This is a genomic window from Halonotius terrestris (assembly GCF_006861665.1).
GTDB lineage: Archaea > Halobacteriota > Halobacteria > Halobacteriales > Haloferacaceae > Halonotius > Halonotius terrestris.
In genome coordinates this window covers 481270-495051 of record NZ_RKLU01000002.1, presented here as the reverse complement: position 1 = coordinate 495051, position 13782 = coordinate 481270, and the positions used below count along the sequence as shown (strand labels likewise).

The window sequence follows — 13782 nt, the reverse complement described above, 5'->3', positions numbered from 1 at the left end:
GTGCGGCAACAAACCGGTAACACCTACTTCCTCAGTCGAACACAGTATGAAATTGATCGACGATCCCAAACCCCTACAGAAGAACCACCTGCCTGAAACCATTGTAAACAGAGAAAACCTTGTCTCAAAGCTTAACTCCGGATTACAGGGAACCAGTAACCTCCACATCTACGGAGAACGAGGCACCGGGAAAACACATCTCACACAGAGAGCACTATCCAAGGTAAACAACAAAACCGCCTACATCCACTGCATCGAACACGACACCCAGTACCAAGTACTACGGAAAATACTGGAGAAACTGAAACGGGAACCGGTCTCGACAGGACACCACACCTCAGAACTACAACGACAACTCGAAGACCAAGCCGAAGTATTCGATATAACCGTAGTACTTGACGAACTCGACTTCCTGCTGTTCAATGACGGCGACGACCTACTATACACCCTGTCGAGAACAGAGGGTTTCCAGATAGCTACGATTTCAGCCAATATCGAAGACCTCCGGGAACACATCGAACCCAGGACAAGCAGCACACTCCAAAGCCAAAAACTGAGGTTCGAACCGTACACCGAGGAAAAAGTGTACGAGGTACTGGCTGACCGAGCCTCGAAAAGCCTCAAACCACAGTCAATCCACAGAAACGCCTTGAAACACATCTCCACGCAGACCCAGAACCTCTGTTTTGGCTTGACATGGCTTCGAACCAGTGCAGAAACCAGCGAAGACTCAATCACTGAAACAACAGTTCGAGACAACCGGGAAACAGCAGTGAACTCATACAATGACTCCAAGTTAGCCCGGCTTTCGAACCATCACAAACAACTGTACGAAGCCGTCGAACAACTTTGCAGAGAGAACACCAGTGTAAATGCTGGAAGTGTCTACAAAGAATACCACTCCTTGACTGGGGAAACCAGTTCATTATCTGATCGACGGCTTAGCGACTTCCTGAAACAGTTAGAGAAACTGAACCTGATCAATACCGAATACCATTACGGAGGAAAGAAGGGAAAGACTCGGGAGATAGAGTTAGCCGGCATCAAACCGACGAAGCAGTCTCCCGAATTATAGAAGGTGTTCAACATCGCTGTGTTCCAACTCGTTGATTTCACGCAGAATTTCTCTTCTCTCGGTTTCAAGCTCCTGCTTGTCACGCCAATGCTTCAGCTTCTCCCTCCGAAGTTCTTGATATACCTCATCGATCAACTGTTTCAACTCTTCAGGGCTTCCCCTGGTTCTATAAGCAGTCTCCAGTCTCTCAAGATATAATTCAATCTTGGACTCCAGTTCGTCCCTTGCATCCTCAAACAACTGCTGTCTGTCGTCCAACTGCTTCTCAATCCGCTCTAACTCTTCTTCCAAGCGTTGTTCAGCGTTTTCTTCACTGCGGCGTAGGAACTCTTCCACATCAAAATCTTTTGCCGGTGTTTCGAGGTCGTAGTCGAAGTATTCCACGAAACAATTGTAAAGAAAATGAATGGTTTGTAGATTAGTCTTCACCGTGGTTCAGTAGATCTCTGTACTCCCGTGCCTTCTTTTGATACAGTTCTGGCAACTCCTCGATCTCTTCATCACTCCAAGAACCGACTTCGTCCAAGAGATCTTCGGCTTCCAGTAGTTCGTTTGGCGATACACGACTCATACATGTTGAATGTATGAACGAGAGTTTTCCTTGCGGGGGAGAGCCCGGACTTCACATGAGTGCCTGAAAGAAGGAAGAGAGGTTCTGGAGGTTAGGTCTCTAGCTTCTCAAGCTTCTCTAGTACCCCGTTCTCATCAAGCTCCGTCAAACGCTCCAGAACTTCCTGCTTCTCCTCTTTCTTTGACTCGTCTTCGAGGCTTAGTGGTCGTCCGCAGTTTCGGCATTCGCTGTGGCTGGATTGGTTTTCTGTTCCGCAGAACGGGCAGTTCTTCGACTGATTTTCGTCTTGGCTAGTGTTGAGCCCGTATTCTTCTCTGATCGCTCTGTTTACGTCGTCGTTGTTGAGGTGGACGTAGACTTTGGCACGGTCGCTGCCTGGCACCCAGCCGGCGAACTTGTTCAACTGTTCGTACCCCATGAAGGTCGCTACCTCAGTCAAACGAGTATGCCTCAAGTTGTATGGTTTCGTCTTGTTTTCCGGGATATCTGCCTTCTCGCAGGCAGCTTTGAAGCGTCGGTAGTAGCTGCTGTAGTTCATCCGATCCCTCATATCAGCTTGGTAATCATGGCTGTCGCCGTGGCGGCGCGGTATCTCTCCACATTTTTCGCATTCCTGTTGTTCGGTCTTCACCCACAGCGGGGCACTTGTATCATCGATTTCGCCGAGCTGTCCTCCAAGCGGGTGTTGCTCCAGCCATTCTCGTACTGTTCGACCGGCTCGGATCAACTGATTTGTCCTGTCCGGCGTCCCTTTCAGTCCTTGAAGATAGATGAAGTCACCTTTGCTGTTTGAGGTGAAGTCGGCTATGTTGCGGGACAGAAGTTCTCCAGGACGTGCTGCGGATTCATAGAGTACCTTAGTGAATGCTCGGTCACGGACATTCGAGAAGCTGCGGAACAATCGTTTCAGCTCTTCTTCGGTGAACAGGTCTTCTCTTTCTACTGACGAGCTTTCCTTGCCGACTTTGAAGAATCGTGTTTTGTCGGGTTGTTCGTGCCCTCCGTTCTGGATACGGTAGAACTTCTTGACTGCTGTTTTGAACTTGACCTTGGTAGAATCAGCGTAGTCGCTTCTATTGACCTCCGCCATCAACTTCTTCAGCTCACTTTTCGACGCTCCCTTCATTTGAAAGTCGTCAGGAGCGAACTTCTGAAGCAAGGTCTTCCACGACCAGACGAGGCGATCTTGCTGTACCTCGCTGATTCCTTCAGCAGCGCAGTGATCAACAAATTCGTTGACCGCCTCTACATTCTCGTTTTCGACTTCGTCTTCGAGATTTTGAAGGGTTCTGTTGACATCGACGTGTTGCGTAGTAGACATAATGTAGTAATCACGGTTGCAATTAGAAGGAGAACCAGGGTACACACGACTTCAGTTGACCATTGAACACCGCCGTTCGAATGGGCAGCCACTGAATGGATTATACAATGGCAGGACCCGCCTCGATATTAGCGGTGAACATCTATTACTTATCGTGCTTTGCCAGTCTCCTTCCTTCGTTTGGGTTTTCAATTGAAATTTGGTGTCTAATTTTTAAATAAGTATAGTACGTCAGCTACCATAACCGAGATGGAATGGAAAGTGCGACTCGAAGGAGATAACAGAGGATTGGAAACGTTGGTTGAGAGTTTCAATGATGACCCCGAAGTCTTCCGAGACGATGAGAATTTTTTCCTCTGGAGTAGTCGGTTTGAGGATCTCGAGGATTCAAATGAAGTTAGGAGTAGAGCAGAAGAAGTTGTCCGAACCATCCGTAATTTGGGAGTTAGAGACTCATTAAACATAGACGATTTGCAGGCATCTCACATCTACAAAACCAACGAAGACGGTACTGACCAGGTTTTCGTGCGCACCGAACCAGCAACTATTGGAATCAGCGCAGGACCTGTCCGTGTGACCACTATCGATGAGGAAGGGAACAAAGAGGTTCACCGACCTGCCGACAGAACATACGACCTAACAAAGCTTGCATTAGAAGATGAAAAAGTGCAGGAACTGGTTAACCTACTTGACCAAGGCGATGAATGGGTGAATCTGTATCGAGTCTACGAATTCATCCAAGCGAATATCGATGGAGAAGACAATATCGTTGAACGAGGCTGGTGGTCTAGTAGTGAAAAAGACCTTTTCAAACAGACTGCGAATAGCAGAGATGCAATTGGTGACGATGCCCGACATGCAGGGAGAAATATACCTGCACCTGAAGACCCATTGAATCATTCGGACGCCAAATCATTGATTGACTCACTTGTTCAAAACTGGTTAGACCACAGAAAGAATACTCAGACATTCTAATGACCCAGCCGAAGATATTAATGTATCCAATCTAATGTAATCAAATAATGAGGTTATAGGCCTGTTGAGTGCTTTTACTGATTCTGTGACGTTAGGTGTGTATTTTGCTGGCAAACATGTTCAAAATATCGAAAGAATAAGCTCTAAATTTACAACTAACGAAGATCAGGTTTTCAATCGGTTAGATGATTTGAGTATAGATGAGCTAAAAGAGTGCTCTGCACGTGAGATCGAAGTATATGCGAGGAAGAAAATAGCCAGTGAATGGGATATAGATCATTCGAAGGTTAATGAACCAATCAACATCATCCCTGTAGGTCCTAACCCCTCTGCTGATCTTGAACGCTGGAGAATAACTATACCACAAGCAGAAGGCCACTTCCCCTTATTCAGATTATTGGAATCCAAAGAGGACAGTGAAGGAGATATTGCGGAAGATATATTTCATGAAACAGGTCACAAGCTCAGTGGCATCTTTGAGGGAGACCAAGACCGATACAAGACCGTTGCACAATACTTGTATCGGGAATCAGTAGCGATGGGTGCAGTTTTGCTATTGAAGGATATCGATCAACTCTCTAGCTATTATAAAAGTTGTAATTCGAGATTAGAGGAGTTAGAGAGTGAATCTCCTGAATCACATATCGCATCTCTCTTGAAAATTACTGACGAACTAACAGAGGTTTTAGATTTTGCGGAAAGTAGATTGAGAGATGTGAGTGATTATACAAAGGATGGTTTCGATTTGCGTAGAGAGTATGATGACTTTGTCATGGAGGTTGACGAGAGAGTGAGAGATTTTAAACAGAAGCATGAAAACAATGGGAATATCCCAGAGTATTACATTACAAATGATAAATCCGTGATAAAGAAGACATTAGACGATATTTTCCTATTTACAAGAGTTCTCCCGCCCAGTATGAATGAAAAAGCATCACTAAAAATAATCAAAGCTCCAGAAGAATCATCTTATGAATATCATCTAAAGCACCATACTCTGAACTACGCCCAACCTTTCTTCGAAAATGCCGGATTCACTTCACAAAAAGAAGGGAGACTACTATTGAACCTTCTCGCATCTCCATCTGAATATTACTATCTATCACCTCCAGAACTCAAGCAAGCGACGAGAGAATACATTCAAGAAGCAAGAGAAACACTGGAATTGGTTGATATTGATAATATCAAGAGATATAGGACCTACCTGTTAAATCACGATATAGGTAATTCCACGATGGCAGGTCATATATTGGGTTACCAATTGGGAAGAAATATTCACAGATCAGACCAGTACAAGTTTGAAAATCTGGTCAAAATGACTGAAGATGAAGCTATACAAAAGCTGGAACCAATAATGAAAGAGACGATGGAAGAATTCGGATTAGATATTCCACTAGATAATAAAATAAAAGATTCAGTTTTAGAAGACCACAGGATAGAATACAAGAACCTTGTCACCCACCAATTCTGATTTTACTTGGGTAACAATAATATACTATTACTCCGATACTCCGAATTCCCCGAACATGTCATAACGCGCCCGACTCCATTTCGTTGAAGTCCCGAACCAGTCGAAATATCACGGAATCTGTGTCCAAGTCTTTCTCCTGTATTCGCTGTTTCAATCCGTCCAAGACTTCCTTGTTTCTGGCTGCGATCCAAACAGTGAATCCACGTTCGAGGTGATCACTTAGGTGCTGGATTTCTCTTGGATTGTCTCCCATTGCGACTTCGACTGCTAATTCCGTGTTTCCCATATTGATGTAGACATCAGCGTCGAACTTTTCGAGGAAACTGTGCCAACCCGCCTCTTCAAATGCCTTCTTAATCCTGTGCTGCCAATACCTGTGTACAATTCCTCCTCTACCCTGGTGTTTCGTATCCAAATCTAGACTGTTTCCAGTGTAGTCACGTCCTTTCTCAGTAAGTTGCAGCAGTTTTCGTTTACCGTCTTGTGATTTGACTTGGCGTTCCACGACTATTCCTTGATCGACGAGTTCGTCTTTAGCCTTGTTTCCTTTGTACCGGCTGGAAAACAGGCTATACCTCTCAGTCAACCGCTTGAACGGGTGTTCTACGATGTCCTCCAGTAACCGGTTGGCTTCATTTGACAACTCTACCTCGCTGGGATCATCGGGAATCTCTTTCTCTGAACCGGAACTGTCGTTGCCCGGTCTGACTTCGTCCTCGAAACCTTTGGTAGTCTTCCGAGGCTCGTACTGGAGATCCTCCCAATCACTTCTCATCCTCTTTTCGAGTTCCCTATCCGAAACCTGTTTCTCGATTTGGTAGTTTCTGAGTTGGACAGACACCGGATCTTGGCCGCCGGCCTGTATCACTGCCTCGCCTGTCTCAAGCTGCTGTGCGAACTCAGCTTGTCTCTCAGACAGATTCATCGCCTCCGCCATCGCTTGAAACTGCTTCCGTCCTGCCGTCGGCAACAACACCTTCGTAAACGTGTTCGCCTTGATCGAATCCGTCAACTTACTGGCTTCCTGATCCGCAACAACCAATCCCTCACCGAACTCCCGCATCTTCGCCGTCAACTCATCAATCGCAGGAATACCAGCCGCATCCTGCCTCTCCTTATACACAGAGAAAACCCGCTTACCCTCATCAAGGAAAAAGACATGATTAAGCCCTTGACCTCGATGGTTCTGCGCCAACCTGTACTCGTAGACGTACGCGAACAAGATCTCCATCAAGAAGTTCTGCACATCCCTGCTGACACCGTCAAACTCGAACACTACGTTACGTTGAAGCAGTTCTTCGATAGAGTAACCCTGGCTGCATTCGAAGACTGTTCCAGCAACCAGGTTCATCGCCTCCAATCTGTTGAGAACCGTTTCGCGGTAATCACTCTGCTTCCTAACAAAATTCATCTTGTCAGACTTGACCAACAACTCCAGTTCATGCAACGACGGAAACGGCTCCGAAACACGGTTAAACAAGCTGTAAAGCCGATACAGCTCTATAATCTTCTTCATAAAGTAATTCTTCGAACCACTGAGAAGAGAGGTAGCGTGACCAAAAATCTCGGCGAAAACCTGAGCCCAACGCCTCGGAGAAACACCTTCCGGCGGCCGCAACGGATTAAACTTCAGCTTCGTCCACGGCAACACCAACACATCATCCAAATGCCGGTAATCCTGCTTCAAATCAAACGCCCAAAACGGCTTATCCAACTCACTCATCAAACTGTAGAACAACGTCGTCTTACCTGAACCAGTTTGCCCCACCGAAAGAAGATGCCTCGCTAAATCCGCCTCAGAAATGTAGAACGGTTGATTCTGAAATGTACAACCTAACTCAACATCTCCAAACGTAGGCTGACCGTCGAACGGATATCTGTACCGTTGAATCGACTTCGCCAACACAGCTTTCGAAACAGAATTTTGGAGATGCTCGCTACTCGAAAGTCCAGACGCCAAAACCAGTTTCTGTATCGCTTCTTCATCTAAAACTCCGTTTCTGTCAGCTAATTCTAACAGTCGATTGTTCGCACTTTCCACAGAACAAAATAACTCAGAAGAACATTACAGAGACTCGATACACCAAAGTTCAGATGGAATGTTAGGCGGCAGCCCCGCCGTAGAAGGCTTCCGCCTGTGAAACAATTGGATCAACCAACTCTTCATGCTCGTATAAGCTGAGGCCGTTACTCCTTAGAATTCCCTTGACCTCCGTCTTTATCTCAGCCCGTATCTTCTCCCTGTTCGTCCAGTCAACCTCGGTACTGTCTTTCAAACTCTGCTTCAGCTCACGGGCAATATTTTTCAAAACCTCTTCCTCAATCTCGGTATCAGTATTGGCGGAGATTGCATCATAGAAAGCTAACTCCTCATCACTTAGATCGAGTTTATGTTGCCGATCATCAGTCTCCTGAATCTCTTCGGCATAGCCTTTGAGCTCCTCAATAACCTCCTGCGTGGAAAGGAAGTCATTGTTATACTCTTCAATAGTCTCCTCAAGCTCTTCTTCGAAGGACTCGTACTTCGCTAAGTTACCTTTCTTCCTGGTAGAAATCTCGTTCCTGATCAACTGCTCCAGCATCTTCACCTGTAGATTTTCAAACTCGACCTCCTCAACGTCCGCCATGAACTTGTCTCCCAGAATCGGCTTCTCTTCTTCCCACGTATCGAAACCAGACAACTCCACCAAGTCCTCTATACCAACACCATCAGCCACGATTTCCTTCATCGCGGAATCCAACTCCTCTACGTCGTCATCGCCGCCCGGATTTTCCATGCTCTTGATGCTGTCCAAGACCCCACGGAAGAATACCAGATCCTGGCGAATATCGTTAGAAGCCGGGTGGGGCGAAACAAGTGAAAATGCCTTGTTCAACTCTTTCATCGCCTCTTTGAATTTCTCCTCGCGTTCTTCAGTCACCAAGACATCGTTCTGGGCTTTGTGAACACGACGCTGCTTTTCCAGTTTATCCAGCTCAGGCCAATCATTGTACTCGACATGATCGAAGAAGCTGGCAACCTTCTCGTGCTTCTGGCGCATGACCTCGACAGCTTCCTCAAGATCCAGCATCGCAGTCTCTTGAATCTCAGTAGTGTACTTATCGAGTGCCTGCTTTAGGTTCTCAGCTATACCCATGTAATCGACGATCAAGCCCCCCGGCTTGTCTTTGTAGACGCGGTTTACCCTGCCGATAGCCTGAAGCAGATTGTGGTTCTTCATCGGCTTATCGATGTACATCGTGTGGAGGCAAGGAACGTCGAAACCAGTCAGCCACTTGTCGCATACTACAGCGAGTTTGAGAGGGTCTTCATCATCTTTGAATCGGCGTTTCAAATCCTCGTTATCCTCTGGATCATCAATGAAATCTTCAGCTCCAGAGATGACCACCTCTACTTCGGGAGCTTCCGGAATTTCTTCGATAGCTTCCTTGTAATTGACTGCTGCCTCCCTACTGATTGCTACAACCAATCCTTTACCTTCGATTTCCCGGTCATTGAAGTGGTTGACAATGTCTTCAGCGATCTGCCGGGTACGCTCATCACTGTTCTCGATAACCCGCCGCAGGCTCGTCCACCGCTTCGTCATTTCTTGGCGTAGATCATCCGACTTAGACCGCATCAACTCCTCAAAATGCTTACCGATCTCCGGATCATTGATTTGAAGCTTCGCCAACCTGCTTTCATAGTAGATTGGAACCGTGGAACCGTCTTTCTGGGACTGGTCGATAGTATACTGGCTGATATAGCCGCCGAATGTGTTTGTTGTAGACCGGTCTTCTTTCTCTATCGGTGTAGCGGTAAACCCGAGATACGAGGCATTAGGTAGTGCTCTCCGCACATTCGCAGCCAACTCTTTGTACTGGGTACGATGGGCTTCATCGGCGACAACGATCATATTCTGACGGTCGTTGACCTCAGGATACACCGCCTCATCATCCGTCGTCTGGAACTTCTGAACTGTAGCAAATACAATCCCTCCAGATTCTCTGTCGAGGCGATTTCTGAGTTCCATCCGGTTATCATCATCTGCCCACTCCGCTGGCAAACCGTGTTTTTTGAACTCCTTGAACAACTGCTCGTCCAAGTCGTTACGGTCAGTCAGGAAAACGAGGGTGGGATTTCGAGCTTCCTTCGTCTGCCGAACCTTATTCGCGTAGAACACCATTGACAGCGACTTTCCAGAGCCCTGAGTGTGCCAGACAACACCAATCCTGTTATCATCCGGATTCGGCACAGTCTCTTTACTGCTCTCAATAGCGTTGTTGACCGCGTAGAACTGATGATACGCAGCAAGCTTCTTATTCAACTCTCCACCGTCATCAGAGAATAGTATAAAGTTTTGAATCAGATCTAAAACTCGATCAGGGTGGAAAGCCCCTCGAATCAGCACCTCAGAAGGGGCGTACTCATCCGTCGCATCTTCCTCCTGATCAATGTAACGCCACGGAGAAAACCACTCCCAACCAGCACTAAGACAACCCATCCGCGCGTTACTCATATCCATTACAGCGATCAACTCATTGTAATGGAACAAATCAGGAATATCGTTGACATAGCGATCCGTCACCTGCTTATACGCCTTCCCGATAGTAGCATTCGGATCAGTCGGATTCTTCATCTCCAAAACGCCAATCGGCAACCCATTGATGAAGACCACAATATCAGGGCGTCTCTCAGGATTATCACCAAACTGGATAGTAACCTGATTTGAAACCAAGAAATCGTTATTCTCAGGATTATCAAAATCAATTACATCTGCAAAATCACCTTTCGGCTCTCCATTCTCTTCATATTCAACCTGAATACCGTTAGTCAAGTTTTCATGGAAATTTCTATTATTCTTTAGAAGCCGCGTCGAGTTGTACCCTAGTAACTGCGAAATCGCATCCTCAATAGCTTCATCTGGTAGAGATGGGTTAAACTCGCGTAGCTTCCGCTCAAGCCGTCCACGAAGAACAACATCAGACAACGAATCCCGCTCAGGATCATCACTATTTGGCCCCAACGCAGAACCAGGCTTATACTCATAACCAATGTTCTGAAAAGCCTGCAAGGCCGGCTCCTCCGACAAACCCATCTCATTCATCGACATATCAAATCAAGCCTCACTATCAACCTCTACATTCCCAAGATTAATGTCATTAACCCTTATTTCACCTGACATCAGCTTCGGAAGCAGTGTTTCCCTAATTTCAGAAAGAACTCGTGATTGGTTCTTATTTATTTTCATCATCTCATAAAACGGGTGAACTCTTTCTCTAAACTTTTTGAGATCCTCTTCAGGGGGTAAGGCTACTTTTTGTTCTTTTATGATTCCTTGACTTATATTTTGCTGTGCAGAACCTCGTGAAAGTTGCTTTAATTTGGGCTTAAGATGTTTGAGTGTTTGGAAAAGGAATCCAAATCCGATATTCTCTTTAGCTTCCAAAGAACAACATGCCTGATTAAATGTAGCAGGTATTTTTGTTAAACCAATATTCCCGACAGATGCACCATAAAGAGCTACTAATACTGTGTTTTCCCCTACAATATTACAATTATTGTCTTCAAGACCTTTTTTCGTGATTTTTTCTTCTGTCTCAGTAATTACCTCTCCATTTAATTCTCCTGTCTTCACCCAAGATATCTCTCCACCCCAGTATTCTTCATTGGATCTTTTCGGCGTTCCCCCGTTACGTATATTATTACACAAATCTGAAACTTCAACAACCTCAAAATCCTTCGGTATCTCACCTATATCACATTTCTTGAAATCAACATATGGGTCGAAGTCAACAAACCATGATTCAAAAATAGTCTGGACAATATCTTCAAGTTCACGATTATTTTTGATATTATTTTCAATCTTATCATCAAAATTAGTGAGTACTTCGGATATTCTTTTTTGTTCCTCTATATTTGGCAACGGTATTTGGATATCTTCGAAAGATGCCATTGTAATTGTATCAAATATTGTTCCGTGAGTAACTGCCTGAATTTGATTAAATTTGTATTGCCAGGCATAATACAGAAAATCGTTTATCAACCTGTTATTGTCGGCTTCCAAACCATAACAAGTCTGATTAAATGCCATAGGTTCTCCAAGTTGTGCTGACTTGCCTACAGAACCACGGGCTACAACCACTAGAGTCCCCTCCGGCATTATTTTGGCATTAGAGGCTTCTTTGCCTGCAACCGTTATTTTCTCCGCTGTTCGTCTGATTTTTCTGGTGTTATTTTGCGAGATATCCTTGGCACTAGCCCATTTAATATCACCACCCCAATAATCATCATTCTGTCTTTTTGGTGTTTTTCCTAGAATAGGTTCAATTACTTCGGATAGATTAACACTGTTATATTCTTCCTTCTCTGCTTTGCTCGACGCTTCTTCTAAATCAGATATTTCGGCCTGTTCAGAGGTCAAAATCCAATCACCTCTAAATTCTCCTCAATTTGATCTTGTAATTCATTCGATTCTTCGAAGGTAGCGCGTAGTTCTGCTGATAATCTTTCCATTTTTACCTCAAACGGTTCATCATCTCCCTCAGCTTCTTTCACCCCGACATACCTGCCAGGAGTAATAATATAACGATTATCTGCTATATCTTCAATATCTACTTTTTTACAGAAACCTTTTTCATCAGTATAATCTTCAGAGTCTTCTTCACCTCTGTATGATCTAATCTTATCTGCTATTTTTGTTATATTATCTTTATTAAGAATATTTTGAGTTTTATCTATACTTTCATATTGATCTCTTGCATCAATAAATAGTGTCTCACCAGAACGATCCCTATACTTATCGTCCTTTTTCCCTTTACTCAAAATAAAAATACAAGCAGGAATACTCGTTGTGAAAAATAATTCCTTTGGTAAGGCAATCACACCATCAAGTAGATCATTATTTATTATTTCCTCCCGAATTTGACCTTCTTTACTCTGTGCAGACATAGCTCCGTTTGCCATGACTGTTGCTGCCATTCCTGTATCGTTGAGATGGCGTATCATGTGCTGGATGAAGGCGTAGTTCGCGTTGTTGGAGGGAGGCATCCCGTATTCGAATCGGGGATCGTCGTCTGCTATTTGATCTTTCCCCCATTCGCTCATATTGAACGGAGGATTCGTTATGATGTAGTCTGCTTCGAGTCCTTTGTGTTGGTCGTTGAGGATGCTGTCTCCTTGTTTGATGTTCCCGTCTAATCCTCTGAGGTAGAGGTTCATCTTGGATATTTGGAGTGTGCTTTCTTTGATCTCTTGACCGTAGATTGAGATTTTGTCTGTGTCGCCGCCGTGTTCCTTGATGAATTTCTGGCTTTGTACGAACATCCCTCCAGAACCACTGAATGGGTCGAAGATACGACCTTCGTAGGGTTCTAAGATTTCGACCATCAGCTCAACGACACTCTTGGGCGTGTAGAATTCACCTCCTTTCTGCCCGCCCTCCATTGCGAACTGTTTGATGAAGTATTCGTAGATTCGGCCGAAAATGTCCTCGTCTTCATCACCGTTTCCGGCTTCCATATCGATATCTGCGAACAGGTTGATGAGTCCCTCAAGTGCGTCTGATGAGTTATCGGAGAGAGATGAACGGGAGTATCCTTTCGGTAGTATTCCTTTGAGGCGTGGGTTTTCTTCCTCGATTGCACGCATTGCGTCGTCGATTTTCTTGCCGATCTGCGGATCTGTGGCGTTGTCAACGAAGTACTGCCATCGTGTTTCTTCGGGGAGATAGAAGACATTCTCCCGCTTGTATTCGTCTTTGTCCGTTAGTATGTACTGGCGTTCTTGCTCATCTTCAGTGTAATATCGGGAGTCTTCATCGTGAGTCTTCTCTTCGAGTTCCTGTTTCCGTGCCTCAAAAGAATCGGACATACTCTTCAGGAAAAGGAGGCCAAGAGCGAAGTCCTTGTATTCGGACGGATCGACAGGACCTCTTAGTTTTTCAGCAGTCTCCCAGAGTTTCTTTTCAAGTTCACCATTAGAATCTCTCGCAATTGCCATACAAACTACTGCTGGGGTTACACTGTTAATAGTTCCGGCAGCCATCAGTTACCTCAGAAAATATCGAGATCGCCGATATCTGAGTTAGCACCTCTCGCAGCCAATTTCTCCAGCGGTTCCGAGCTTGGATCTGCCTCTTGAAGCGAATCGTATTCATTGCCCCATTTGATTAGTTGGTCGTAGTTTTGGTTTGCTAAGGTGGCTGCGGCTTTGTAGTGGAGGTGTGGGAAGTATTCGTTGACTTGGTAGCTGGGGCCGCCGTTTTCGTAGGTGATCTGCATTCTGTAGGGGAGGTTGCCGTCTTGATGGGTTACGTCTGAGCTGTATTCTTGTTCGAGGACGTGGCTTTGTTCGTTGAGTTGGTATTCTCGGAGAATTTGGTCTCTGA

The 13782-nt window shown here is 45.2% G+C and carries 11 protein-coding genes; 3 read left to right on the top strand and 8 right to left on the bottom strand.

Features of this window, described 5'->3' with window-relative positions; all coding sequences use genetic code 11:
• Window positions 1–46: 46 nt before the first annotated feature.
• Window positions 47–1075 (top strand): Cdc6/Cdc18 family protein, encoded by a 1029-nt coding sequence (locus EGH24_RS06130; protein WP_142979270.1) that lies wholly within the window; start codon window positions 47–49, stop codon window positions 1073–1075.
• On the opposite strand, the gene EGH24_RS06125 is transcribed toward EGH24_RS06130, so the two are convergent.
• The 3 genes from EGH24_RS06125 to EGH24_RS06120 form a co-directional block, all read right to left on the bottom strand.
• Window positions 1070–1459 carry a hypothetical protein gene (locus EGH24_RS06125; RefSeq protein ID WP_142979269.1) on the bottom strand — a complete coding sequence of 130 codons (390 nt, stop codon included), beginning with the start codon at window positions 1457–1459 and terminating at the stop codon, window positions 1070–1072. The two genes, EGH24_RS06130 and EGH24_RS06125, sit on opposite strands and share 6 nt — an antisense overlap.
• Window positions 1460–1493: 34 nt before the next feature.
• The gene (locus EGH24_RS15260) at window positions 1494–1646 is read right to left on the bottom strand and encodes a hypothetical protein (RefSeq protein WP_185903245.1); all 153 of its coding nucleotides are present in this window, start codon (window positions 1644–1646) and stop codon (window positions 1494–1496) included.
• A 91-nt stretch (window positions 1647–1737) separates the two neighbouring features.
• Window positions 1738–2967 carry a tyrosine-type recombinase/integrase gene (locus tag EGH24_RS06120; protein WP_142979268.1) on the bottom strand — a complete coding sequence of 410 codons (1230 nt, stop codon included), beginning with the start codon at window positions 2965–2967 and terminating at the stop codon, window positions 1738–1740.
• A gap of 249 nt (window positions 2968–3216) precedes the next feature.
• Between EGH24_RS06120 and EGH24_RS06115 the strand changes: the two genes are divergently transcribed.
• Both EGH24_RS06115 and EGH24_RS06110 read left to right on the top strand, forming a co-directional pair.
• A complete protein-coding gene (locus EGH24_RS06115; RefSeq protein ID WP_142979267.1) occupies window positions 3217–3942 on the top strand; it encodes a hypothetical protein in 726 nt (241 codons plus the stop codon).
• An 85-nt stretch (window positions 3943–4027) separates the two neighbouring features.
• Window positions 4028–5413, top strand: a complete 1386-nt coding sequence (locus EGH24_RS06110) for a hypothetical protein (protein WP_142979266.1) — start codon at window positions 4028–4030, stop codon at window positions 5411–5413.
• A 58-nt stretch (window positions 5414–5471) separates the two neighbouring features.
• Here EGH24_RS06110 and EGH24_RS06105 read toward each other — a convergent pair whose 3' ends face one another.
• The 5 genes from EGH24_RS06105 to EGH24_RS06085 all read right to left on the bottom strand — a co-directional run bounded on the left by EGH24_RS06105 (window position 5472) and on the right by EGH24_RS06085 (window position 13675).
• Complete coding sequence (locus EGH24_RS06105) at window positions 5472–7136, bottom strand: ATP-binding protein (protein WP_142979265.1); 1665 nt, start codon at window positions 7134–7136, stop codon at window positions 5472–5474.
• Between the two features lie 379 nt (window positions 7137–7515).
• Window positions 7516–10506 carry a type I restriction endonuclease subunit R gene (locus EGH24_RS06100; RefSeq protein ID WP_246057913.1) on the bottom strand — a complete coding sequence of 997 codons (2991 nt, stop codon included), beginning with the start codon at window positions 10504–10506 and terminating at the stop codon, window positions 7516–7518.
• A 6-nt stretch (window positions 10507–10512) separates the two neighbouring features.
• Window positions 10513–11817, bottom strand: coding sequence for a restriction endonuclease subunit S (locus tag EGH24_RS06095; protein ID WP_142979264.1), 1305 nt, complete (start codon window positions 11815–11817; stop codon window positions 10513–10515).
• Complete coding sequence (locus EGH24_RS06090) at window positions 11814–13439, bottom strand: type I restriction-modification system subunit M (RefSeq protein ID WP_246057910.1); 1626 nt, start codon at window positions 13437–13439, stop codon at window positions 11814–11816. Before EGH24_RS06090 ends, EGH24_RS06095 begins: the two co-directional genes overlap by 4 nt.
• An 8-nt stretch (window positions 13440–13447) precedes the next feature.
• Window positions 13448–13675 carry a hypothetical protein gene (locus EGH24_RS06085; RefSeq protein WP_142979263.1) on the bottom strand — a complete coding sequence of 76 codons (228 nt, stop codon included), beginning with the start codon at window positions 13673–13675 and terminating at the stop codon, window positions 13448–13450.
• Window positions 13676–13782 lie beyond the last annotated feature (107 nt).